Origin of the sequence: Novipirellula herctigrandis, from assembly GCA_007859835.1 — a bacterium.
GTDB lineage: Bacteria > Planctomycetota > Planctomycetia > Pirellulales > Pirellulaceae > Novipirellula_A > Novipirellula_A herctigrandis.
Genome location: SJPJ01000002.1, coordinates 397,320 through 422,946 on the forward strand (window position 1 = coordinate 397,320; position 25,627 = coordinate 422,946).

Consider the following 25,627-nt stretch of genomic DNA (forward strand, 5'->3'; position numbering starts at 1 on the left):
CGGAGACACCAATGATAATCTATGATTGTGAACCAACCGCGCCGAGCGCTGAACATTTTTTGGACTACACACATGATCCTTCGACCGAATACTATCGGTGCGGCGATGCAACGCCGACGAGTGTTCGTGTTGGGTCACGCTCTCGCCAGCAAGGTCCTGCTGGTCACGATTGGACGCGGGTGCAACTCGCCCGCACATGCCCCGAAGATGCCGAAGTGTGCCCATCCGATGCGGTGGAGTACTATCAACAGGTTCAATTCGATATCATCCGCAACGCCCTGATTGTTGTGGGCGGGAACAACTCCGTTGAAATACCAGTCCACAATGCAAGTCGCGAAGAATTGGAGTTGTTCAACAATACGTTTTGTGATGAGGCTCTGGTGCCGATAGCACACCTGAACCGAGTACTGGAGATCCGACCAAATGGGATTCACGTTGAGAGCACCACGGGGCGCCCCGGCGGTAGTCTCAGCTACATGGGCGGACTCAACCAATCCAATCGGATTGTTATCACCCATGGGTCGCTATGGGGATCTCGCCGACGTGGCATTTCCGAGACGGTGCTACATGAAATTGGTCATGTGATGACTCACCGAGGTAACGTCTGGCTGAACGTGAGCTCACACGATGTAGCGCAAATGCGTACCGGGACCTCTCGCAACCGAGGTGGATTGGAAGGGCTTTGCGATGCCTACATGTATTTCCTTTGCTATGGCTCCAACGACACTACGATTCAACAATTTGGAGAACGCAACGGCAACCGAACGACTCGCGACATCCTCCGTCGTAGCTTAGCATTCTCGCGGATTTCGTCCGACGATCTATCCTCCGATTGGACGAGTCGATTAGCGGAACGAGAACCGCAAGCATCATAATGCTGGACATGACGTCGTTGTCTTCAGGCAAAACCAACGGAATTAGACGGAGTCAATTTTCTGAGGTGAGTTGCATTTTGCTCGCAGCATTGGTATGCCATAGGTGACTTGAAAACATCGCGGCGAGGGCGCGTACTTCGGCACCATGTTTTCTGGTCCAAGTTGTCGGCTACTCACTGATTAGACCTTTCCAATACCAATCGAGAAAACCTGATGGCTAAAAAGAACATCCTGTTTTTATGCACTGGAAACTCGTGCCGCAGCCAAATGGCCGAAGGCTGGGCAAGACATTTCCATAACGATACGATCGTGGCGTACTCTGCTGGCATCGAGGCTCATGGCATGAACCCCAACGCAATGCGTGTTATGAAAGAAGCCGGTGTTGACATCTCAGGCCAATCATCGAAACTTGCCGACACACTCATTGATGTATCGCTTGATCTTGTCATCACGGTTTGCGGTCACGCGGACGAGAACTGTCCAGTGTTTTTGACCAAAGCAAAACTGGTTCATGTCGGCTTCGACGATCCACCGAAGTTGGCAAAACAAGCCGCCAGCGAAGAAGAAGCCCTCGATCAATACCGACGCGTTCGTGACGAAATCCGTGATTTCGTAAGCAAGCGTTTGCCAGACTTAATCTCTGAAGATTAACAGAGGTTTGTCCGGCCACTTTTGATGCAGCGTATCGATCATGGGAGCGGGCGTTTTCATATAGCCATTCTGCGTCATGATATCCGACTCCGTTAGTGAATCGCTCTCCGGTGTGTTGGATACTGTGCCCGCATAGATTGAAGTGTGCTGTTCCTGACTGCAAACGGTCTCTATCGTTGACGGCTCGAAAAATGAAACGCCTCCCACAATGAACTCAGGTTACTCCATGACAAATTCCGCCCTTTTCCAGCCATTCAATCTACACGACCTCCAATTACCAAACCGAATTGTTTTGGCTCCGATGACCCGATCTCGGGCGGGAAAGGCACGTATTCCAAACCAGTTGATGGCTGAGTATTACACTCAGCGCAGTGAAGCGGGACTACTGATCACCGAGGCCACCACAATCTCCGAAGAAGCGAATGGTTGGAACGAGTCACCAGGAATCTACGCCGATGAAATGACCGAAGGGTGGAAACACACGGTCAACGCAGTGCATGATAAGGGAGGCGTCATCTTCATTCAGCTTTGGCATCTCGGGCGAGCTTCTCACAGTAGTTTCCATGGTGGCAAGCCAGCCGTTGCCCCCTCAGCTATCAAGATTGACGAACCCTACATCCACACACCCGCAGGGAAACAGGCTTACGAAGTGCCTAGGGCGATTGAAACATCCGAAATCCCAAGGGTCGTCGAAGATTACCAACGTGCTGCTCAGCGAGCAAAGGCAGCAGGTTTTGACGGTGTTGAAGTTCATAGTGCCAACGGCTATTTACTCGACACCTTTCTTCAGTCGAAGACCAATCATCGAACGGATCAATATGGTGGCAGCATCGAGAATCGCTACCGCATATTGAAAGAGGTGATCGAAGGAGTCACTTCGGTCTGGCCTGCCAATCGAGTCGGTGTTCGGCTTTCCCCCAATGGTTCATTCAACGACATGGGGTCTCCCGATTTCCGAGAACAGTTCACTTTCGTCGCCAGTCAACTAGATCACTTCGGCCTGTCATACCTACATGTCATGGATGGACTTGCATTCGGCTTTCATGAACTCGGCGATCCAATGACGCTAGCCGATTTCCGCCAGGTATTCCGTGGGCCACTGATTGGAAACTGCGGTTACACGCAAAAGGCCGCTGAAGAGGCAATAGCAGAAGGACACGCTGATCTGATTGCTTTCGGTCGCCCCTTTATCAGCAACCCTGATCTAGTCCAGCGTTTCAGAAACGGCTGGCCACTGGCGGAACCCGCAGAAATGTCCGACTGGTACTTGCCCACGGGTGCAAAGGGATATACGGACTTCCCTTCCTATACAGATTGATCGACGCTCCACTCATCTTCCAAGAGCCACTCTCTTGAACCCATCGTTGATCTCGCAATGCCGGTTGGAGCAAGAATCATCAATCGGGAACTCGATTGCCAAATAATCTACCCAGAAGTCAGGAATCGCTAGGGTCCCGATATCCCGTTTTAGGTCTCAAACGATTTCGTTTTCTTGCGACGGTTTTGTCTCTGATCTGTGATTCCCATGTTGTCGTTACGCCCCGCTGAACTCCGTTTACTTCGGCGATTCCCTAAGGACCGATTCGATACCGCCGAATACAGGGTGTGATTAAGTTTCCTCTGCAACTCGTTCACTAGCACCCAAAATGCTCAGGTTCAATGTTCCGCCCCTAATCAACATTTCATCCATGGCTCCATTTACATCTTGAGGTGAAATCTGCTCGCCATCATTGCGTTCGATCGAGAATTGAGCAATTCGTCGCATCAGCTCTTTAATAAACGCCGCACTCACCCCTTCGGTTCTCTTCACAAGATCCACCATGATCCGATCATCAATCGTAACGCTAGGTGCGTACATTGTGATCAATTTTTGGCGACCATCCTCGTCGGGCAAAGGAAACTCGATGGCTTGGTCAACACGTCCTGGCCGTGAAGCCAATGCTGCTTCGAGTACCTGTGGGCGATTCGTCGTCAAGATAAAGAGAATGTCAGCCTCTTCCTTTAGCCCATCCATTTCGTTGAGCAATCGATTCAGCAACGCTTCCTCACAAGCACTGCCCATCTGCGACCGTTCTCTTGCGATCAGGTCAACGTCTTCCATGACAACGATACTTGGTTGCAATAGCCGGGCCAGTGCCATGTACTCGCTCAGCAAAGCAACTTGCTCAGCGGAAATCAACAGCATTGTGTGCCCTTCAAGTGCTTTCGCCAGGAAATGGATTGTGTGCGTCTTTCCGGTTCCGGGAGGGCCATAAAACAGCAAGCCTTTCTTCGTGGACATGCCCATCTGTTGCAACTGTGGGCGTTGCCTTACGAACTGAATCACGTTTCGCTCAAGCAACGCAAGTGCTAGCTCTGGGAGAATGACTTGATCGCGCTCGACATTTCGTAGCTTGTGGACGGAAATCCCCGCTGATTGGCCAGAATAGGAATGTTTTGTCTGTTCAAGTGAGAGGATCTTTCCTCGATAGGACACCGCTTCGGAGATAGCTTCTTGCAGATTATTGAAGAACAACTGTGTGACTTGCGTTCCTTCCACAGAATTGGTTGTAGCCACTTGGACTTGCATACCCGACTTTTCACCAGGCATTCCGGAGGACGACAATAGCACTGCTAAACGCAGTTCTTTCGATTGCATGAGCCACATCCCCTGCTTGAGCACTCGAAATGGCTGATCCTCACCAATGTCCAATTCTTCGTATTCCGGTGGAACAGAGGTCGCCGAGTTTTCGTCGCTTTCAATCATGCAGTCCGAAATCGAAATGCCAACGAAAGCGAAGTCTTTTTGGACACCAAAGAACTGAAGGACGTTGAACTCGTCAGATATTAACTTTTCGATTGTTCTTTGTAGATCCGCCCGCATTCGATAGGGAAACTGCCTTTCCGAAACGGATAGCTGGTTAATTGGAATGTTTTCAAAATGCGAGCGAAGCAGTGTGGAAACACTTGTTGACGAAGCGTTGCTTTCCTTTTGATGACGGATCCCAGCACTGGAGGCCCTCGTCATAAACAAGAACACGACGACACCTCCGACAAGGAGTCCTAGCAAACCATCCATTGCTTCCAACCTTTCAACGATCTGAAAATCATTGGGCAAAACCAACACACGACGACATTGGCTGATTCTAGCAGATTTGGATCACTATGATTGACCATCGATCACGGTGACGGAGACGGTGAAGGTGACGGTGACGGTCGATGAACTCCAGCCTCCCTCCTTTTTCCTGTGCCAAGAAGGCCGTCGCTTTCCTTAAAACTTCTCGCTCCATGGTTAATTGCCGGCTCGGCTCACGCAGTCGCCCGAGTTCAGCTTCAACACTGCGACTACCGAATCGGCTTCACGGCGAGAAGTTTGGCGCGTATCACCCCTATCAATTCGCCTTCAAAACGGGTCTCTCCGAGGCGTGCATTATCTTGACGCTGAGCGATTCAGAACGGACACTGGGTACACACGCTTTGTGACGACTTCGACCAACTGCGAGATGACTCAGCGACGTCAACGAGAAAACCCTTTCTAAGTATGCGAAAAACATGACTACCCTGCCTAAGATTTTATTTTTGTTGTTGGCGATGACACTCGGCGTGTCTGCGAACGAGCGACCGGTCGATTGCGTCGATCCTTTGATTGATACGCATTTGTCTCGCTGGTTTTACTTTAATTCGGCCAGCCGTCCATTCGGGATGGTGAACCTTTCTCCGGATACGCAAACGAAAGGGTCATGGAAATCAGGCTACCTTTACGGCGACACGCACATCCGCTGCTTCAGCCACGTGCATGCTTGGCAATTAGCGGGCATTCCAGTGATGCCAATCACGGGCGAAATGACTGGGCATCAGGGAATGGACACCTATCAGTCTGAGTATTCGCACGATGATGAGGTGGTGAAGCCAGGCTATCACAAAGTCATGCTGAAGGATTACGGCATTACAGCCGAGCTAACTTCAACGCCTCGCATTGGGTTTCACCGCTACACATTTCCGGACGCGGAAGAGGCTTACGTACTGTTCGACGTTGGAGCGCTACTAGCGCATGGACCGATGGTTGATGCGCAAGTGCGAAAGGTCAGCGATCACGAGATCGAGGGCATGAGTATGATGAAGCGGACGGGGCGAAGAAGAAAGGAAACCGCGATCTACTTTGTGGCAAGTTTTAGCGAGCCGATCCAAGGCTTTGGCGGCTGGAACGCAACCGAAGTGGAGGGCGAGGGCAAAGATCCCAAGATTTCGAAGACTCCTGTCCATGGCGTCACGGAAATCAAAGGTGCTAATTCGGGCGCCTACGCCAAAGTTCCCGCAGGCAAAACGCTATTGATGAAGGTCGCGATCAGCTATGTCTCCACCGAAAACGCACGAATGAACTTGGCGGCGGAGTTGGCCCACTGGGATTTTGACGCAACCGTAAAGGAATCGAGCAACGAATGGAATCAGATGCTCTCTCGGATTGAAGTCCAAGGTGGAACGGATGACCAGCGCCGCAAGTTCTACACTGACCTTTGGCGTGCAATGCTGGGGCGTCGAATTGTTAGCGACGTAGACGGATCCTACATGGATATGACCGGCGACGATCCGGTGGCACGTAAGGTTGCACCAGGGCCGGACGGAAAACCGGCTTTCAACATGCATAATTTCGACGCTTGGTGGGGCAGCCACTGGTCACTGAATGTACTCTGGCCGCTGCTCTGCCCTGAAGTATACAGCGACTTTTGTAACACGTCGTTGGAGATGTACGAAAACGGCGGTCGAATTCCCCGCGGTCCCTCGGGCGGCAACTATACCTCGGTCATGATCGGTGATTCGTCAGCCCCCGCGCTTACGTCAGCGTGGCAAAAAGGCATTCGCACTTTCGATGGTGAAAAGGCGTTAGAGGGGTTGGTAAAGAACACCGGACCCCAGGGTGGCCGCTACATCGGTGGTTATGCCGTTGAGTCGAATCCCAATGCCTGGAAAGAGTATGAGGAAAAGGGGTACATCAGCCGAGCCAACAGTTTGCCGGGAGGCCACGGAAAGGCTGTCTCTTCGCTGACGATGTACAACGCCTACCACGATTGGTGCATTGCCGAAATGGCCAAAAGTCTCGGCAAGGACGATGTTTTTGACACCTTTATTATGAAGGTCGGCAACTATAAGAATGTCATTTGGCCCGAGAAAAAATGTGCATGGGTGCGAATGCCAGACGGCGCATGGAAAGATGGATTTAAACCGGTAGACTCCGTTTTCGAGCAGGACGGCTTTTGCGAGGCTTCCGCTGCAATGACGACCTTTTTCGTGCCGCATGACCCTCAGGGACTTGCAGAAGTATGCGGCGGAACGGCGGCCCTAGCGGATCTTTTGGATGGCTATTTCAAAGCATCGGAACCCAAAAACTTTACCATCGGCTCGCACGGGCGTTTCCATGCGGAGACGTTTGTCGACTACACCAACCAAGACAGCACCGGCATGGCGCACGTCTTCAATCGTATCGGTTATCCGTGGCTGACACAGAAATGGGTACGAAAAGTCCAAGAGCTCAATTACGCCGGTTGCGATCCCTATCACGGATACAATGGCGACGAAGACCAGGGACAAATGGGGGCCGTAAGCGCATTGATGGCGTTGGGACTTTTTCAGTTTGACGGCGGCAGCGGACGCAATTCATCATTCGATTTAACTGCGCCGATTTTCGACAAAGTAACAATCCGGCTCAGCGAAAAATACTATCAAGGGAAAACGGTCTCGATCGTCGTCAAGAACAATCAGCCCGACAACGTATATATCCAGTCGGCCGCTTGGAATGGAATGCCATGGAATGCCTGCCTCATGCCTTTCGATTCATTCATCCAAGGAGGATTGCTCGAATTGGAGTTAGGTCCGCAACCTAACAAACAATGGGGTGTTACTTCAAACTAACCGAAGGCACTGATGACAAAATCGGTTGAATGACCTAATGCTTTTCGGCGTCGCTGCGGTGGTCCGAGTGGTTGATTTTGACGAGCTTTCCTCGCTCCGCCAACAGAGTGGCACGCGATGTCTTAATGAGCCACCCAAGCACAAAAGGGGCATACAGTATCGATCCTCCCTGATCCCATCTTCGATTTGCTCGGTTATGGCCAGTGGTTGATTTTCGTTAGCTACTGGTGTGATTCATTTAACGGCTTTGAGCCGTCAAAAAAGGCAAGCAGACCGGTGAGACATCTTTGTGCGGTCTGTATTTGACCGTGTTTTTCTGGGAAGCATCCTGTTGTCCAACCATTATTACACAACTTCCTGGTTGCTCGCACAAAGCGAACTGCGACCAAAGACGTGTTTGCACGGGTGCATCGCACTTGCATCGTCGATTTCCGATGCAAATATTGCCCCACTCGATCCTGGCACCGGAGCCCTGCACCAACCAAGCCGGTTTCAATCAAGCCGGTTTCAATCAAGCTCCGATCCGAAGGCGGTTCTAGGAAGATCGACAAACACTTGATGAGCAACCGTCGAACGGGCGCGGTCGGCGCCCGACGCCATGCAGTTCACATTGACGACGTGTGGGATTCCCGTTGCGGTTTCACCAGTGACACGTTTATATGCTTGTCGCATCATGCTGGCGTACCGCTTTAACGCAACCAACGGTTCGACCTCTCGCTTGGGATTTGTCGAAGGTGAATCAAATGAACGCTCGTAATCCGAAGCGGCTCGCAAACAGGATTGCGCAACCTTATCAATAAACTCTGGCGTATCGATGGTGAACTTGCCACTCGCACTCGACAGAGTCTTAAGGTTTGACTTCGCTACCGGACAGCGGATTTGCAGTCGATACTCAGTAGCGGTTGGACATTCGTAATCTAATTGAGATGTGCCAGCCGCATCCAATAGCATTGGCGTCAAGATCGGGCGACAGGAAAAGATAGCGTTTGTTGATTCAAGTTCCGGCTCGTCATCTGGGTCAATCGCAAACCTTCCAAGCGAGTTGGACAACGAAAACCAAATCGTTGACCCGATCACGGTCGGAGGTCCGGGCGAGGCACGACCGGGGCCCACGATCGTTTTACCTGTTGCAACAGGCTTGCCTCGTGGTGTCCATGGCGTAATCGTTAACCCACATATTTTCTGTTGCTGGCCAATTTGATACAGGAACCGATCACCTTCGATGGTTGTCAGCAACTCATAGTTTCGGGCGTTGGGGGAACGTCGATAGGGCAATGAGAAATGAAATCGAGTTGGTTCGACGGGCGACGCTTCAACAAACGAAAACACTCGCATCGCCTCGGAGGCCACCGGCACCGGCAAATCCCAGAGCAAGACAGGTTGGTTTTCCGCGTCGTATAAAACTCCGTCGCGAACCCTACCGCCCGCGATCGCCCCAAAGGCTTGTCGTCGGCTGGCCATCGGCATCCCGATTAACTGCAATCGAGTCGAGTCGTTCGGCTTGATGCGGTAATTCCGGGATACGAAACAACGCATTGGCTCTCGGTCAGCAGTCGAAAACGAGTCACGAGTGGTTACCACCGATACGGTCAATGCCTCGTTCCAGTGGATTCCAACCCCAGACTCACCGTACGTCTCACTAGAAATCTGCTCCAACTTACCAGCGGCTTCCACCGCATACCTCCGTAATTCGCACGCCTCATTGCCACAATCCAGTAGAACAAAAAGCTGGTTCGTGTCTCCTGCGGCGTCGATGATCTTTTCAGTGGGTTGCAGGGTCGCGATCAGTTCGCCTGCGTTAACATCGAAGATTGCCAATTGCGTAAAACGCGTGGGGTACTCTCGTTTGAAATCAGGATCGTGCAGTCCAAGAATGATGTTTGGGTCCGTCGTTGGCAGAATCTTAGTAAACGGAAACGGTGTGAATAGAGGAGCATCGAATACTTCGCCTTCGAGTATCCAGGTGTAATCACGCTCCGCGTCGATGCCGATCACGAACGTCGACAAACCCGCAGCGTTGAGCGGAACATCGAAAGTTATTTCGCTCTCCGACGCATTCCATTGGTATGGCAGCGATTTACCTTGGAAACTCAGTCGAACCGGGCGTTGGTTACGATCCACACTGAGTCGTTGCGTAACCTGACGACCCGAATAAAGCGTCACCGAAGAGTCAAAGGAACTTCTGACGGGCTGCGGTACTCCAAGGGAGTTGACGTCGATTACGACGGCGGACTCAGGAAACACGGCGATGCAGTACCGTGAATTCATCAACCAACCTAAACACGTCGGCCGATCCTCGTCGTTTGCATCTGCGTCCAGAACCGACTGACGCTCATCCGGCTGCAATGGAAACGTCTCAGCAGCCGTCTCGGCGAACAGAGGCGTTATCGTGATCCGCTCTGCTTCGATTTCATAGACAAGCCCGTCACGTTCCAAGACTCGTGGAAGTGGTTGTGCACACAACCGGCTCGCCATTGCCTCGGTCGTTGCGGTATGGGCTTGACGCATTTTCGGATTCCGCCTGACAAACTCCGTCATCGGTATCTCAAAAGGAAACACCGACTTGTCGCTAGGATTTTTGTCGTCGCTCGGCTTAGCAAGGCTCTGCATCGACGAGGGTGGATCTTGGTTCGGAGAAATTTGGCACACCCAATTCGCCACGACACTAGGCTCGCCCGCGGCTAGAAAAACAGTTCCGTTTTTGATCGCCGGATGAGTTGCGATGATGCGTCGAGAATGAGTGGGCGCATCAGTTGGCACCGGCACGGAATCGACCAAGCCCGCTTTCTGGTAGTCCCAAAAAACGACCGAATCCGAATCGGTTGATACGCAAGCCAACAATCGTTCGGAAGTCCGCGATGGGGCCGAAGATTGATTCGTTGCAAAACACATCGATTGTGGAGTTCCCTCGGCTGGAAAGATCCATGTCGGCTCAAGCGAAGATTTCCATTGCCCAATCGGGTACTGAAGAAACCCAAATTGGTCGTGCGTGATTGCGAGAGTGCCAATATCGCTAAGATCCGCGTGACGTGTAGCGGCTGGGAATCGAAGGCGGCGAAAAGTGGTTTTGCCATCTACAAGCGACACTGCAATAGCAGCCTCGCCAAAGGACGTACTGTCAATGATCCGCCCATTTAACAATGTCTTGCCGGTGCGTATGCACTCATCCAAGTCTGCGAGCCAATATGCGGCTATGTTGATGTGATCCACGGCCGAGTAATGATCACCGGTATTGCTGATGACCAATTTCGTTGGCAGATTGGCCTCGGCACGTTGCGCAGCAAAGGATGTTGAATTTCTAGCGGACACGACTTGGTCTATGTCACTATGGTACAAATAGACGGGACACTTCAAATCGGCTGCGTGGGTTGCCGGCGAGGCTTTAACCGCGAAGTCCCGCCAATCCGAAAAGACGGAGTCATAGTTGGCTTCCTCTTGGTCTCCAGCGGTTCGAAGAATGTCGGCAAAACCAGCCAATGAAACGCAGCCGCGTATTCGTGGCTCATGTGTCGCCAACAGCAACGCGTGTTTTGCCGCTGAACTATGACCCACAGCATACAAACGATTTGGGTCGATCGCTGGAACCGTTGCCAGCGCAAGCGAGATTGCGTTGCGTGAATTTACCAGGCCTGACATCGAAGCCCTGAATCGCTGATGGGCTCGAACAAATTCAGCGGTACTTGCTGTTTCGCTGATGTCCCCATCCGTTCCATAGCCGACAACAATAAATCCTTGGCGAGTCAACGCGGAATAGAGCCCCATCTCTGCCGTCGACATTCCAACCCCGTTCAAAACCGTCGCACCCGCCGCAGCAACGAAAACGCATGGATAGCGTTTCTGGGGATCGTGGTGGCGATCGGTTGATTTCGGACGCATCACCCAAATTTTGTCGTCTTCACCGGGGCTACCCGCCGGTATTCCCAAATCCACTTCTGCAATCTGAACCGAATTGTAATCGCGAAACGAAAGCGATTCGGGAAGTGAGGGCGTTTTTACCGAGTCGATATCAAATTTGGAATTCGGTTCCGTGATTGACTGCGTTGACTGGCTACATGAACTCAAGGTCGCCAACAGGATCGCAAACAAGATGCGGGGTACGTATGAGTTTTCGCTACATCGCGCGATAGGACTCTGGTCAAATCGTTCTGATTGCAATCGTGCCATCAATAAGCCTCAATTCATTCAATTTTTTCTAGACATGCCTGTCAATCGCACGGACATCAAACGACACAAACTCGCGTGTTGCTCTCTTATATCCGATTTGAGCCATGATCCTAACTGGGTGCTACACTGTGCGAATGAATATCCAGATCAATCTCAATCACCTAATACAGGATATCATATCATCACGACGCTTGATCATACGACGCGGCGCTATGGGGACGGCGGTTGATTGAAGTATCCCGTGGTAGTTGAAGTAATCCGGGCAGCTTGTGACTTTCGTCGTTCGCGGAGTCGGCCGAAACGATTCACCGTGTAAGATTGGTGAGGCTTCTCTGTTATAGATTCGTTCCAAAGTTTGTTACCCCTCCGAAAACCGTGATCGACACAGGCACGTAGTAGATTTTGCATCGCACCTCCCCACATAAGTTTACTGACGCTCGCTTTGACTTCCCCCGTTGAGCCGCATGGGGTCAAGCGACTACGGAATTAAACCCCTTGCACTGCAAACCGCTTAACTGCATCGCGACAGATACAACAGTTAAATCGGGCAATTGGTCATGCGAATTCTGATTGATGCACTCAGCGGTGAGCCGATTTATCGACAGATTATCGAGGCGGTGTAGTTCGCGGTCGCAAGAGGGTATCTGCTGCAGGGCAATCCGTTGCCGATTTTACGCACGCTGGTCAGTGACTTCCAAATAGGAGGTCGCATACGCAACATATTCCATCGAATGAAAAATCAGTCCGCGTACTTTCTTTTCACAAGTACCTATTTCTTCTAAGAAAGATCATTTCGCAGCCGATCGGCTTGCCCACCTTTCAAGACGAAGACAATGAAATAGCCTGTTCGATACGCAATCGATCCAAAATGGCACAAAAGGGTAACAAAGGGACCACTGATAAAATGGTGCCTTCGAGTTAGAATAAGAGCGTAAATCCTTCAAACTCGCGTGTTCCTGCCCCTGACTATGAAAACCTTTGTGAAACTCTTGCTTTTACTCGGCGTTGTAGGAGCCGCTGGATGGGCTGCCTATAAACCCTTGATGAAGTACTGGAAAGAGCGGAGCCGCGTTACCTGGGAAACTGCCGAAGTGATTCGCGGCGACATCACTCGCTACGTCATTTCCACAGCAACCATTCAGCCTGTTTTAAAAGTGTCCGTTGGCTCCTTCGTTTCAGGTCCAATCGTCGAATTGAACGTCGAATTCAACGACGAAGTAAAAAAAGGCGATATTCTTGCACGCGTCGACCCGCAATTGTATATAGCCAATGTCGAGCGCGACGAAGCAACCTTGGCGACTCGAAAGGCCGACGTCGAACGCATTGAGGCCCAACTGCAACAAGCGCTAAACAGTTACAAACGGGGCATCAAGCTCCGCGAGAAAAACATAGACTATTTGTCCGACCGCGAAATGGACGTGCTTGTTTTCGATGTCAAATCGCTCCAAGCGCAGCGAAAACTTGCCAAAGCCTCGATTCTTCAGGCAACCGCTTCGCTCGAAACGTCGCGAGCAAACCTGAAGTATTGCGAAATCCCCGCACCAGTCGACGGAATCATTATTGATCGAAAAATTGAACCAGGCCAAACGCTGGCAGCTCAGTTCCAAACCCCCGAGCTGTTTGTCGTTGCCCCGGACTTGCGAGAAAAGCTGCACGTATTTGCGTCGGTGGATGAGGCGGACATCGGTTTGATTCAAAAAGCAGCTGCCGAATCACGTGCGGTGACGTTTACGGTTGACGCTCATCCCGATGAAATCTTCGAGGGCGTAATTGAGCAAATTCGCGTCAGTAGCGTGACGACGCAAAACGTGGTGACTTATCCAGTGGTGCTCGCTACAGCGAATCCCGATTTGAAACTGCTGCCGGGAATGACGGCAAGCATTTCGTTCGAAGTAGATTCGACGACGAAGGTACCGAAGATTCCAAACGCAGCCTTACGCTTCTATCCCGAAGACATCAAACAAGTACGTGAGCAGGACCGAAAATTACTCGACGGTTCGTCTTGGAAAATGAAGGAAGATGATGATAAAAATGAAGAAGAGCTTACGGCACAGGAGAAAGCAAAGGCGAAGAAAACCAGGCATGTATGGGTCGTTGATGGTGAGTTCCTCAGAGCCATTGAGATACAAACCGGTTTGACGGAGAATCGATTTACGGAGTTGAAGTCAGGTGACTTAAAGGTTGGCGACAAACTAGTCACGGGACAAAAAGAACCATGAATTTAATTGATACCGTCCGTATTGCACTACGAGCACTTTTGAAAAACAAAATGCGAGCAGCGTTGACGATTCTCGGAGTGGTGATCGGCATCGCCGCCGTCACGACGATCGTATCGATCGGCCAAGGGGCTAGCCGTTTAGTTCAGGGCGAATTCCAAACGCTCGGCACAAACATGATCTTGGTACTACCAGGCAACACGAAAAGAGGTGGCGTGCGTCAAGGTGGGGCACCGACATTAACGTCAGTTGACGCGGATTTGATTGGCCAGCAGTGTCCCGAGGTGCTCGCTTCTTCGGCAGTCGTTTGGACACAAGGCCAAGTGATCTATGGAAATGAGAACTGGAACCCGAAAGAAATGCTGGGAGTTGGGCCAGACTTCTTGACAGTTCGGAATTGGCAGTTGGAGGCGGGTGGTTTTTTTTGCTCCAGCGACATCGAATCCAACGCGAAAGTCTGCGTGATTGGCCATACCTTGATTCCCAAGCTTTTCCAAACCACAAACCCGATTGGTCAATTGATCCGCATTAATAATGTGCCCTTTCGCGTGATCGGTATCCTAGAAAAGAAAGGGGCAAATATGGTTGGTGACGATCAAGACAACGTCGTTTTGATGCCGCACACCACCGTTCGCAAACGCATCAATGGCTCGCCGCTGGACAACGTTCATGCGATCATGGTTTCTGCTCGCAGCACAGGAAAGATGAACGTTGCGACAAAACAGATCAACAGCCTAATGTTAGAACGACATGAAATTTCGCCTGGAGATGAGCCCGATTTCACCGTTCAAGATACGACCGAAATTGCTGAGGCACTCGGTATGATCACGGGAACACTCACGCTAATGTTGTCTGCAATTGCGGGGATCTCGTTACTGGTTGGCGGCGTTGGCATCATGAATATCATGTTGGTTTCCGTGACGGAGCGAACCAGAGAGATCGGCATTCGGATGGCGATCGGAGCCCGCGGCAAAGATATCCTTCGACAATTTCTGATTGAGTCGGTGGTGTTGTCGTGCATTGGTGGCGTGATCGGGTTGGTGCTCGGAACCGGAGCCTCCGTCGGCGCCACGGTGTTAATCAACATGTATAAACCGGGTACTCAATGGCCAATCGTGGTGTCAATTCCTGCCGCCATTGTTGCGATAGCGTTTGCAGCCGCTGTCGGGGTGTTTTTCGGATACTACCCCGCACGCCGGGCCAGTCGTCTCGATCCTATCGACGCATTGAGGTACGAGTAAATTGTCGTGATTCTCTCGGCGAGCAAAATATTTTGGTCGCGAGCTGACGGACGATTGGCTCTTCCAATAGAGTAAGTCAATAATGGCACTCATTGAATTGAAAGATGTACGACGCGTTTACGATCTGGGCGAAGTCCAGGTTCATGCACTGCGCACGGTAACATTGAACATCGAATCGGGCGAGTATGTTGCGTTAGTCGGTCCCTCGGGCAGCGGCAAATCGACATTAATGAACACACTTGGGTGTCTCGATCGCCCAACACACGGCAGTTACCTGCTAGCGGGCGACGAAATTGTGACGATGACGAGAGACCAGCGGGCAAGAATTCGCAACACGCAACTCGGTTTCGTCTTCCAGAGCTTTAACTTGCTCAATCGGACATCGGCACTGGAAAATGTAGAATTGCCGCTGCTCTATTCGCGAGGCATCTCCGGACGCGAACGCCGCATGCGTGCAAAGGAAATGCTGACAAAAGTCGGACTCGGAGATCGATTGCATCACCACACCAGCCAACTATCGGGCGGTCAGCAGCAACGAGTTGCAATTGCAAGAGCATTAGTGAACCGCCCCTCGTTCTTGATGGGCGACGAACCGACGGGGAATCTCGACTCGAAGACCAGTCGTGAAGTGATTGACTTGTTTCGTGTGCTCAATGAAGAGCAGAAGATCACGGTGATTCTTGTGACCCACGACCAAAACATTGCCCGCAACGCAAAGCGAACACTTGTACTGCGAGACGGTGAGGTGGTTGAGGACACGACCGATTTTGAGAAAGCGGTTGCAGCATTGAATGAAGAAGTGGCGGACGACTGATGTTGCTGCCTAGCCCGCTTCTGTGGGGCTTGCTTGACGCGTGAAACTTGTACACGCTTGGCGCGTTTAGCCAACCAAATAGTCTCGTCCCCTTGGGGCCGATTCTGCCTTTGACGTCACAGTCGCGTCTAACCGTTGCAACCAGACCTTTTGTAACGAAGCGTGTCAGCCTCCGTTCCGATCGTAACGGCACAACAGGATTCTTGGAATCGCTAGGCATAACCCGCCGAAAACCACCTGTATGATCGTTAAGACAAAATATCAACAGATACTTCTCGTAGCCTTGGTTTGCTCCGCAATTTGCAGTACAGGCAACGCAGAGCAAACATGGACTCATTGGCGGCATGAGCAAACTCGCCTACAAGTTCGTGATCCCAATCAACTGCGTCAAGTTGCCGTCCCCGGGATGCCTAGACCTTCGACTGTGAAGGACCTGCAGTTTGACATTGCTACGCGACAACTGTCACTCAACGAAGCGATCAATGTTGCACTGGCCAATTCGGAAGTCGTTCGAATTCTCGGTGGCGTTTCCGCCGGTACGAGTGGTCGGACGATCTACGACGTCGCGGTGACCAACACCCGAATCGACCAGGAACGTGGAGCGTTTGATCCGCAACTTCGCGTCAATAACACCTGGACACAGAGCGAAGTCCCCAATGCGTTTACGGATCCAACCGACCCAACGCAGTCACTGATCGAGGGCCTCCAAACCGAAGGCTACGGCCTTGATTTCGGGCTATCTCAAAAGAACCTGCTTGGTGGAACCGCAGCGTTGGGCGTTCGTTCTAACTCAAATCGTATCAATCCAGGCACCTTTGCTCTGAATCCCAGAAATCGCTCTGCTACTGAATTGAGCTATACGCAACCGCTGCTTCGAGGTGCGGGAATCGGTGCGAATCAAACACCGATCGTGCTAGCTCGTATCGACACAGAGCGATCATTCTTTCAGTACAAAGATAGTGTTCAGCAGTTAGTACAGGGGGTGATCGAGGCCTACTGGCAATTGGTATCTGCCAAAACGGATCTGTGGGCAAGAGAGCAGCAGGTTAAGCAGGCTTCGTTTGCTTACGAACGAGCGTTGGCAAGAGTGGAAGTCGATGATGCGAACATTGGTGACTTGGCGCAAACCCAAGTGGCACTAGAAAATTTCCGAGCTTCATTGCTTGTCTCCGAAGCGAACGTGCTACAACGCCAAGGAGCACTGTTGAACATTATTGGTTTGCCACCGTATGAATCGGAACGAACGACTCCGGTTACGCCAATGCTCGACGAAGCTGTCGAGATCGATTGGAATGCGATCAATGAACTCGCTCAGCGGCAGCGTCCTGATATTATTGAATTGAAGCTGATTCTTGACGCCGACCAGCAACGTTTGCGGTTAGCGAACAACTTGGCACTCCCACAACTTGATGGAGTGGCACTGTACCGCTGGAACGGACTTGAAGGTGAGGTTCCTGCTAGTAACCGAATTCGTTCTGCTGCAGGCGACTTTACGGATTGGTCGCTCGGCGTCAATTTCTCGGTCCCGCTTGGCTTGCGACGTGATCGAGCGCTGCTGCGTCAACAACAATTAATCATTCGACGCGATCAAGCAAACCTGGATCAAGGACTGCACCAAATGCAGCACTTTTTAGCGCTGAGCCTTCGTAACTTGGAGCAATTCTTCGCTCAGTACGAACGATTCCAAGCGGTGCGTGAGGCAGCGAGGCTTAACCTAGATGTTCAACGTGAGCGTTACAAAACGGGCAGCCTGAATTTCATCGTCGTGCTGCTAGCGATTGTCGATTGGGGCAACGCCGTCAGCTCCGAAGCTCAGTCGCTCGCGCAATACAACACCGAGCTAGCGAGACTGGAAACGCAAACCGGCACCATTCTGGAATCGCACGGCGTGGTGTTCTTTGAAGAGCGTTTTGCTTCAATCGCACCTCTTGGTCGGCTTGCATCCGAGCAATGTTATCCCTATTCCCGTCGCCCCAGCCAAAGTGTTGACCAATACGCGCCAAGTGACCGCCCTTCGGAAGAGTATTTTGAGTTAACGGATCCCGTGGAACGCAATCGCACGACAAACTCTGGTTCACCCGGTGCAATGGATCTCGACGAAGGAGTCCAGTTCGAAATGATGGACGACCAAAACGGCCCGATGACGGACGAAGAGATTGACAGACTATTGCCACCCGAGAAATCGTCCCGCTCCTTTTCGGATATGCTCAAGCGAGCATTCCGTCGTTAGTCGATGGCCCTTACGTTCGTGGCATGCGGGAAAGGGGTAGCGGCGATCTAACGCCCTCATTCCCGATTTCTCATCGGAATCGGCTTTTTCTCGGTAACAACAACGGATTTCCAACGCTTTGTGTGTTGTTCATACCTGCAACACATACCCTTGGGATCTCTGCCATGTTCCGTTTCGTACTTGCCGGCCTGTTGTTTGCCAGTTCCGTTTCAGTGGTTGCTGCAGCCGAGTTGGAAGACATGTTCCCCGCTACAAGCGATCCCGATGGACTCGTCATTTTAGAGCGTGGGGCAATGATCGTTGTGGGCACCAACCAGGATGATGAAATTCGAGTGACCTTCCGCAGGAATTCTATCCGAGTTCATATCAACGGTGAGCGATCGACATTTCGCGAAAACGACATTGAGTTCGATACTCCCTTGGAGGTGGAAGCATTCAATATCGTTGTGCTCGGTCACGAGGGACAAGATAACATTGAATTTGAGGATGATTTGGACGACGATGAAACATCCATCGTCGCTTCAATCGGATGGTTAAACTTACTCGCCCACGGAAATCATGGAGATGACGTGATGATGAACCGCAGCATGTCCTACGACCAAGCCACGCTGATTGGCGGTATGGGTACGGACAAGATCTTCGCAGGAGTTGTGAACGACATATTGATCGGCGGGGAGATCGAAATGATCTTGGGTGGCGGATTCATGCCTCAATTCTTCACTCCGTTCCCAGACTTTCAAGTCGACGATCTGGTTGCTTACAAGAACGCAACAATCGTTGCTGAATACTGGACGTCGTTTACAGCCGTCCTACTTCCCACGATGTTCTATCAACTCAATCAGCTTGACCGAATTGGGGCGGGCAAAATCGGAACAATCCCAAGTCGAGAAAAAGGTGATGTGATTCCACTGCGAAAGATTGATTCATTCCGGCTCGAACTGGAAAACGTGATCTCCTATTCGAATACCAATCTGCTCGGCCAGGCCTGGTACGACGAAGACTTAACGTTTGATGGATTTGTTTTGTACCAATAGGAATAAAGTTTCGGAAGCGTTGAAGTTAATCCGTATGCGACTCAAAAGCGGAATGGACGATCGCGGCCAACAAGACAAGACAAGACAAAAGTGAATCGTATCGAAGGGAAGCGTCCCTATAACGCTGGCCGAATTTCGCAAAGTTTTTCACGGGCCACTGATTGCCAACTGCGGTTCCACAAAAAAAAAGCCTCGCTGGGTGACAGCGAGGCTTCTAGGAGCTTGAAAGATTGGCAGACCAACACGGAATGTGGTTCATCGTTTGTGATCTTTGTTTGCCTATCAAAGGCACAAGCGGCAAGGCGGCACTCGGGCGGCCTTGCGGCGTTCGGAATTTGCGATCATCGTTTCGTTGAACGCGTTTGTGCTGGTAGCGATGTTAGCCGATCACCTCTTCACATCGTCGGGCTAACATCAAGGCTAAGATCGGTTTGAAAATGGAACACGGAAACGATTGTGGCGACGGTCCAGAAATCGCCAGCCGTAAACAACTTGGTGGATCAAGCATTTGCCCCTCCGTTTAATGTTCTTTTGAAAACTCGACTCGCTGCTGCTACTAAACAATACACCACAGTCATTCCTGCCTGGCCGATTTCTATATTGTTTCCATTGAACGGTTGCTTGTCCAAACGGGATTCGCTAATCAGGTAAACTCTGCGTTTTGGAAAAGCGGAAAGCCCAAATTACACGAACCAGCCTGCCGTCCAGTCGCATTATGTTTGGCGCGAATCATCGGACGAGGGCAAACGTCATTATTTCCAAAAGTCCGATTTAAGAGCGCCTCGCCGCCAGACAAAGTAAGCCTGACTTTCACTGAAACAGTTGTTTTGTTGCCGACTTGCAAAGTCACAGTCTATTTGGAACGAAAGAAAGCTTGAATGTTAAACGACTTCAACGAACGGCTTGCGATTGCGAAAGCGAACCTCCGCCAAAAAGATAAACTTGAGTTGATGTTGCGTTCAGCCCAGAACTCACTTACGGAATCAAGAAGGAAGCGAGAACAACTCAAAGAGATCCTTGCGAAAGAACAGGCGGATGTCGATGCGTTGGAAGGACTGAGCGTCACCGGATTGTTCCATGCAATGCTTGGCAGCAAGGAACAGAGGCTCGAAAAGGAGCGGCAGGATTTTATCGCAGCGAAACTGAAGTATGACCAAGTCGCCGACACAGTTGATGACCTAAGCGATGATGTGCAGCGATTGCAAGAAGCACGCTCGCATCTGGGAGATGCCGACTCTAGGTATCGACGAGTTCTTGCCGAAAAAGCGGACCATCTTTCTGCAAACGAAAGCAACATCGCGAGAGAGCTCGTTGAGCTTACGCAGCAGATCGCTGATTTGACGGCAGATCAAAAAGAACTCGATGAAGCCACTGTCGCCGGTCAGTCCGCACTCAAATCCGTTGAGAAAATCCAAGTCACGCTTGCTTCAGCAGCCAACTGGGGCGCACTCGACATGTTGGGTGGCGGTTTGCTCACAACGATGGCAAAACACTCGAAGATGGACGCGGCCAAGAATCAAGCCAGAACTGCGCAACGAAGATTACTTCAATTTAAAGAAGAACTTGCGGATGCGGATGAACGTCTTCAGGTGTCATTGCAGATTGATGGTTTCTCGAAGTTTGCTGACTACTTCTTCGATGGCTTGATTGCCGATTGGATCGTGCAATCAAAAATCCAGAAAGCGAAAGCAGAATGCGACAAGACAATCACCTGTGTGAAAGTGGCGATTCGTCAGTGCAAGCGTCGCCTGGAGTCGGTTGAATCTGAGATTGAGACGCTGACTGAAAGCAGGAGAGAATTGATCGAAACGGCATAGCCAAGAATTTTGCCTAGGATCCACTTTACTCGTTTGTTGGGTATTTCTCACATGGCTCTTTGTTCTCCAATTGGTTGTGGTCCGGATTCCATACTGCTGGTGCATTTTTGTTTGTAGACACGTCTGTGGACGTGCCTTTCGACGTCCCCAACCAACACCACTAAAGGGGAAAGAGAAGTTCATCGTCCGTGAGTGGGTGAACAGCGAGACGTGTAAACCTCTGGTCTTCGTCGTAGCCGCTGACACTTACTGGGGCCTCGTCGTCGCACGTCTCATGGACTCGAACTGGTGGAATGCACCAGAGCCCCACGATCCACACCAGAAACGAATCTGGCGTGGCCGTGCGGCCTTCTTGGACGTGATGTTCTACGAGCCCGACTGAGCCCTTTTGCCAAGGCAGCGGGCAAGTCGAGCAATCTCAGACAATCTCTGCTTCTTCGGATGATCATCATCAAGATGTTCTGGTTCATCACCAGAGAAAACATGAACGGCAGAGCAAGGCCAGAAAATCGTCATTGTGAAAACCACGGTCGTATCGGATGTGATGCAGTAGTCATGACTTAATCTGACACAACCTTTACCCTGGAGGTATTCGTCGTTGTGTGCAACGTAGCGGAGGTGAGCGCAGCGATCCTGTCGAAGCACACCATCGTGAACCAGCTTTGATTTCTCGTTGCGTAGATTGAGAATGTGAGCGGAATCGGCTTTGCACTTTGCAGGTGCAACATGCCAACAGCTTGGCGGGGATTCGCATTCCCTCAATGAACGGAATGTAAAGAGCTTCAGACGCATGAAAATACCCTCGTTGTTGGAGCCAACAACGGGGGTTGGGTTTCACCCTATTCACAGGATGGCGGCGATATGGACGGACTCACAAGTCCGTCGCACGCATCTTACAGGCTCAGCGCCGGTTTCTGCCATTTGTTGCAACCGCTGGCGAAGCGGAAGCCCTAGAGCTAACAAGCTCATCCCAATACATCATCATTGTACGATCACCATCAGCGCCAGTTAAGTGCGATTGGATTTTTTCAAGGTTTGACTTCTTAGGCAGTACGATGAAAACGCAGGCACGCCACTTAAGACCCATCTCGCAAACCGGCTCGATCGACGTGGCGACAAACCGTCATCGGATGAACTCCCAAGTCCCGAGAAATCTGCTGCACTGGAATGCCTTGTTTGAACTGCTCCAGAATCTGCTCGGCTCTTTTACCAATGTAGTTTTTGGGTGGCTGCTCAAACGGCGGACGTTTCGTCTTCAGAAGTGGGCGAACTGCTTCCCCATATGCTCTTTGTGCCGCAAAAAGCTTCTCCCATGAATGTTGAATTACGGCCTACGACACCCGTTCTGCGACGACCCGAAAAGGCCAAAGTCAACATTGCGACCCCTGAAAGTCAACAAAATGAAGCCATGGCGAGAACTTTGACGGTCTAAATGTGAGTCCGCAATTGCCATTTTCACATAGAAAAAGGCTGCTTTCCGAGTTGGAAAGCAGCCTTTTCAAGGATGGAGGCGGCGGGAATTGAACCCGCGTCCCGCGATGCATCCACAGGACCGTCTACGTGTGTAGTCAAACTATTTATAGTTTCTCGAAGAAACCTGTTCGCTTCATACGGCACTGTTTGACAGGTTCCGCACTCCGCTAACTCGAATCTTTTTTAACCCGCTACGTCTCGAGTAGGACAGTGGGCGATCCAGAATTGTGACGGACATTCAGGCGACTCTGGCGGTCCCCATCAGTCCGGGCTACCTGTTCTTAGGCGGCCATTGCGAAACTTTCGTTAGCAATTAAAAATTGTGATCAGCTTTTTACGTGGCCAACTGATCAACCACGACACGCAAGCCATGCTTCTATTCATCCGGTCGAATCCAAATCGCCCCCGAGCTGCAAATGGGGGAACATGGAATAGGAAATGGCCGAAACCACACCCTAAGTCTAGTATAGGGTCTACGGGCGAATTGACAAGTTGGTTTGGTTGAATCCGTGTAGGCGTGAAGCGAGTCAAAACCGGCTGCGCATCAAGCCGAAAATCCCGTTGGCCAGTCCAGCCTACTTTTGACCTGTTGAGCGAATGGCAAACACTTTCATCAAAAACTCAAAGGACCGCTTGTCGATCCCCGGTGCAGTGCTTTGCCTTGGTCCGGCGATATTGAGGACGGCCGGCCGAAGGCTAGCGAGCCAATGTCGAGTCAAGTCAACGTCGTCGCGGTCGAGCCTCGCCAACATGCACTCTTTGTCGAGACGCCTACAAAGCCGCTGGGTCAGTAGCGTTCCGCCCGAAAGTTTCTTCTCGTATAGAATCAAAGTCGCGTCACTGTCGCGGACATTCCATTCCGTTCGCACCGGGTAGTCTCGCGATGCCGTTTCCGTCAATTCGTAGCGGCTTGGCACCGTGCCATCTTCGGCCAACCGACCGGATGGACACCATCCGCCATGTTCGATCCCAAGTGCAATCGCGGCGTCCAACCCAGCACGGTCCACACCCGTTTGGCCTCCCGAAACAAGTTTGCTCGGCAGAAACGTCGAATTCAGGTCTGTCGAACGATCCGTCATAGGAATCCGCTAAGTTGAAAACAAGTCCGCTATTTGCTGCTCGATTTGGTTTTTTGATGGTATCAGTTTACCAAACGTACGCCATGATCGGGGCACAGGAGCCCGCCAAACCATTGCCGTACGAAGCGTCGGATGGGTGATCCCCAATTGCAGGCTATGTAATCCAATACCGTCACGGAGCGAATGCTGTCCGCCGTATTTTCGGTCTGCCCAAATCGGGAACCCTCGCTCTGCGAATTGAACCCGGATTTGATGCTTGCGGCCGGTCAACAATTCGACCGCGATCAGCGTGGCTTGATCGGATTGGGCAATTTTCGCGAAACGCAGCCGAGCCAATTGTGCCCCCTCGGCCCGCTCTCCGCAAACTCGCATTCGCTTCGCTTTGTCGTCTTTGCGGACGAAATTTACAAGCTCGCCCGGTTCGTGATTGAATTGACCTTCTAGAACAGCTAAGTAGAGCTTCTTTGCGTGATCGTTTCCCTTTTGTGCGAATTGAGGCGTCAACCGCGATGCCGCTTTGCTAGTCTTGGCCATCACAATCACCCCACTGGTCATTGCATCAAGTCGGCTGACAATCCCCAAAAATGCTCGCCCCGGTTTGTTGTAACGCGTCCGTAGGTACTCAGCACCAAGAGCGTGCAGCGTTGTTTCGCCCGATTCGGCTCCCATCGTGGCGAGCCCAGGCGGTTTGTTGACAACCAATAGATGGTTATCTTCAAAGAGAATGTCGATCGAACTCATTCGACCGATTCTACCAAGCTCAGCAGTTTCGGTACGAATTTCCGCAGCGCTCGCGAGCGGTGGCTGATCGCTCGCTTGACGGCCAAATCGAGATCACCGAATGTGCGATGGTATTCGCGGATGATAAAGAGCGGGTCGTAGCCAAACCCTGCGGTACCTTGACGGTGATGAGCAATTCGCCCGCTACATCGGGCGTGTTCTTCGAGCCGAACGTTGCCTTGAGGGTCTGACAAACAAAGGTAGCTGTTGAATTGAGCCGTTCGCTTTTCGTCCGGAACGTCTTTCAGTTCCTCAAGCAGTTTGTCGTTATTCGCTTCGTCGTCGCCGTGTGTTCCCGCGTAGCGAGCAGAGTAGACGCCCGGTTTTCCTCGAAGTGCGTCCACCGTCAATCCACTGTCTTCGGCGACGACCCAGCGACCGAGATGTTTGGCTTGCTCGGTCGCTTTGATCGCTGCATTCTCGGCAAATGTTTGGCCGGTTTCTTCGACGTCAATCGATCCATTGATTTCAGCAAGCGACTGCAAACGAATCACGTCCTCGGGAAGCAGTAGGCGTAGCTCAATGAGTTTTTTGGCGTTACCGGTGCCAACCACAAGTTCGAACATGGGGAATCAGTCACAAAGAAATTGAATAGGCACCAAGAAAGCAGAGAGGTCGTGTTGAGCGATACTTAAGTTGCTTCTGGGGCTTCAGCGGTACGTTCACTGAGTTGTTGATCAATCATAAACAACCCCATTGGGTTGTCGCCGATCATTTTCAACTTGTCGACGATCGCCATCGCGGTAGCTTCTTCTTCCACTTGCTCATTGATGAACCACTGTAAAAACGCGATCACAGCGTGGTCACTATGCTTGGCGGCCAAGTCGACAAGCGTATTGATCTTGCTACTGATCAGGCATTCATGCTCGTACGCTTCTTCAAATGCATCAAGCGGTTTGGACCACTCGATTTTCGGCGTATCAATTTGTTGTAGGACAACACGGCCATTTCGCTCATTGATGAAATCGATGAACTTCATTCCATGGACGTGTTCTTCGTCGGCTTGGATTCGCATCCAACTCGTCATGCCATCGAGACTTTCGGCAGCAAAGTAGTTGCTCATCGAAAGATAGAGATAGGAGGAGTAAAGCTCAGCGTTGAGATGGTCGTTGAATGCAGCTTCGATTTCTTTGTTCACGATCGTTTCCCTTTTCTAATTCCGAGGTGGCAACGCAAGAATCATTTTGCGTTTTGAAATAGGTAGTACCGCCTTCGATGCTCTTCGATAGTAAATCAATCGGCCGGTGGCAAGGGGGGGAGCAAGTTACGGTCAGCCTGGGAGCCCGAAGTGACCTAAACCGGCACGATTCGCATCGATCGCTCCGAATTAGTATTCGCAATCGGCAACCCTTACGCGACAATCGGGC

The 25,627-nt window shown here is 51.3% G+C and carries 17 protein-coding genes and 1 other RNA gene; 10 read left to right on the forward strand and 8 right to left on the reverse strand.

The features are described 5' to 3' along the window. Nucleotides 1-11: 11 nt before the first annotated feature. The 3 genes from CA13_RS32335 (at nucleotide 12) to CA13_RS32345 (ending at nucleotide 2,844) form a co-directional block, all read left to right on the forward strand. Nucleotides 12-875, forward strand: coding sequence for a hypothetical protein (locus tag CA13_RS32335; RefSeq protein ID WP_146404235.1), 864 nt, complete (start codon nucleotides 12-14; stop codon nucleotides 873-875). Between the two features lie 213 nt (nucleotides 876-1,088). Beyond that, complete coding sequence (locus CA13_RS32340) at nucleotides 1,089-1,526, forward strand: arsenate reductase ArsC (protein ID WP_146404236.1); 438 nt, start codon at nucleotides 1,089-1,091, stop codon at nucleotides 1,524-1,526. Nucleotides 1,527-1,752: 226 nt separating this feature from the next. After that, a complete protein-coding gene (locus tag CA13_RS32345; RefSeq protein WP_146404237.1) occupies nucleotides 1,753-2,844 on the forward strand; it encodes an alkene reductase in 1,092 nt (363 codons plus the stop codon). A 291-nt stretch (nucleotides 2,845-3,135) separates the two neighbouring features. Here the strand turns inward: CA13_RS32345 and CA13_RS32350 are convergent, their stop codons facing one another. Next, the gene (locus tag CA13_RS32350) at nucleotides 3,136-4,584 is read right to left on the reverse strand and encodes an AAA family ATPase (RefSeq protein ID WP_146404238.1); all 1,449 of its coding nucleotides are present in this window, start codon (nucleotides 4,582-4,584) and stop codon (nucleotides 3,136-3,138) included. Between the two features lie 473 nt (nucleotides 4,585-5,057). Between CA13_RS32350 and CA13_RS32355 the strand changes: the two genes are divergently transcribed. Continuing rightward, a complete protein-coding gene (locus CA13_RS32355; protein ID WP_419195251.1) occupies nucleotides 5,058-7,412 on the forward strand; it encodes a GH92 family glycosyl hydrolase in 2,355 nt (784 codons plus the stop codon). 507 nt (nucleotides 7,413-7,919) lie between these two features. On the opposite strand, the gene CA13_RS32360 is transcribed toward CA13_RS32355, so the two are convergent. Next, nucleotides 7,920-11,576: an alpha/beta hydrolase family protein gene (locus CA13_RS32360; RefSeq protein ID WP_146404239.1), complete on the reverse strand. Its 3,657-nt coding sequence runs from the start codon at nucleotides 11,574-11,576 to the stop codon at nucleotides 7,920-7,922. Nucleotides 11,577-12,556: 980 nt separating this feature from the next. Between CA13_RS32360 and CA13_RS32365 the strand changes: the two genes are divergently transcribed. From CA13_RS32365 to CA13_RS32390, 6 genes are all read left to right on the forward strand, one after another. After that, the gene (locus CA13_RS32365) at nucleotides 12,557-13,795 is read left to right on the forward strand and encodes an efflux RND transporter periplasmic adaptor subunit (protein ID WP_419195252.1); all 1,239 of its coding nucleotides are present in this window, start codon (nucleotides 12,557-12,559) and stop codon (nucleotides 13,793-13,795) included. Continuing rightward, nucleotides 13,792-15,033 (forward strand): ABC transporter permease, encoded by a 1,242-nt coding sequence (locus CA13_RS32370; protein WP_146404241.1) that lies wholly within the window; start codon nucleotides 13,792-13,794, stop codon nucleotides 15,031-15,033. The genes CA13_RS32365 and CA13_RS32370 overlap by 4 nt, the downstream gene beginning before the upstream one ends. A gap of 82 nt (nucleotides 15,034-15,115) precedes the next feature. Further along, nucleotides 15,116-15,847 (forward strand): ABC transporter ATP-binding protein, encoded by a 732-nt coding sequence (locus CA13_RS32375; protein ID WP_146404242.1) that lies wholly within the window; start codon nucleotides 15,116-15,118, stop codon nucleotides 15,845-15,847. A 241-nt stretch (nucleotides 15,848-16,088) separates the two neighbouring features. Then, on the forward strand, nucleotides 16,089-18,077 hold the full coding sequence (locus tag CA13_RS32380) for a TolC family protein (RefSeq protein ID WP_146404243.1): 1,989 nt from the start codon (nucleotides 16,089-16,091) through the stop codon (nucleotides 18,075-18,077). A 164-nt stretch (nucleotides 18,078-18,241) separates the two neighbouring features. Further along, complete coding sequence (locus CA13_RS32385; RefSeq protein ID WP_146404244.1) at nucleotides 18,242-19,111, forward strand: hypothetical protein; 870 nt, start codon at nucleotides 18,242-18,244, stop codon at nucleotides 19,109-19,111. Nucleotides 19,112-19,989: 878 nt separating this feature from the next. After that, complete coding sequence (locus CA13_RS32390) at nucleotides 19,990-20,928, forward strand: hypothetical protein (RefSeq protein WP_146404245.1); 939 nt, start codon at nucleotides 19,990-19,992, stop codon at nucleotides 20,926-20,928. A gap of 1,076 nt (nucleotides 20,929-22,004) precedes the next feature. On the opposite strand, the gene CA13_RS32395 is transcribed toward CA13_RS32390, so the two are convergent. The 6 genes from CA13_RS32395 to CA13_RS32420 all read right to left on the reverse strand — a co-directional run bounded on the left by CA13_RS32395 (nucleotide 22,005) and on the right by CA13_RS32420 (nucleotide 25,398). Next, nucleotides 22,005-22,253 (reverse strand): helix-turn-helix domain-containing protein, encoded by a 249-nt coding sequence (locus tag CA13_RS32395; protein ID WP_146404642.1) that lies wholly within the window; start codon nucleotides 22,251-22,253, stop codon nucleotides 22,005-22,007. Between the two features lie 177 nt (nucleotides 22,254-22,430). Next, nucleotides 22,431-22,808: a transfer-messenger RNA gene (ssrA, locus tag CA13_RS32400) on the reverse strand. A gap of 168 nt (nucleotides 22,809-22,976) precedes the next feature. Beyond that, a complete protein-coding gene (locus tag CA13_RS32405) occupies nucleotides 22,977-23,480 on the reverse strand; it encodes a putative molybdenum carrier protein (RefSeq protein WP_146404246.1) in 504 nt (167 codons plus the stop codon). A gap of 9 nt (nucleotides 23,481-23,489) precedes the next feature. Next, nucleotides 23,490-24,221: an RluA family pseudouridine synthase gene (locus CA13_RS32410; protein WP_146404247.1), complete on the reverse strand. Its 732-nt coding sequence runs from the start codon at nucleotides 24,219-24,221 to the stop codon at nucleotides 23,490-23,492. Beyond that, complete coding sequence (gene rdgB / locus CA13_RS32415) at nucleotides 24,218-24,826, reverse strand: RdgB/HAM1 family non-canonical purine NTP pyrophosphatase (RefSeq protein ID WP_146404248.1); 609 nt, start codon at nucleotides 24,824-24,826, stop codon at nucleotides 24,218-24,220. Before rdgB ends, CA13_RS32410 begins: the two co-directional genes overlap by 4 nt. Before the next feature lie 65 nt (nucleotides 24,827-24,891). Next, nucleotides 24,892-25,398 carry a ferritin gene (locus tag CA13_RS32420; RefSeq protein ID WP_419195253.1) on the reverse strand — a complete coding sequence of 169 codons (507 nt, stop codon included), beginning with the start codon at nucleotides 25,396-25,398 and terminating at the stop codon, nucleotides 24,892-24,894. Nucleotides 25,399-25,627 lie beyond the last annotated feature (229 nt).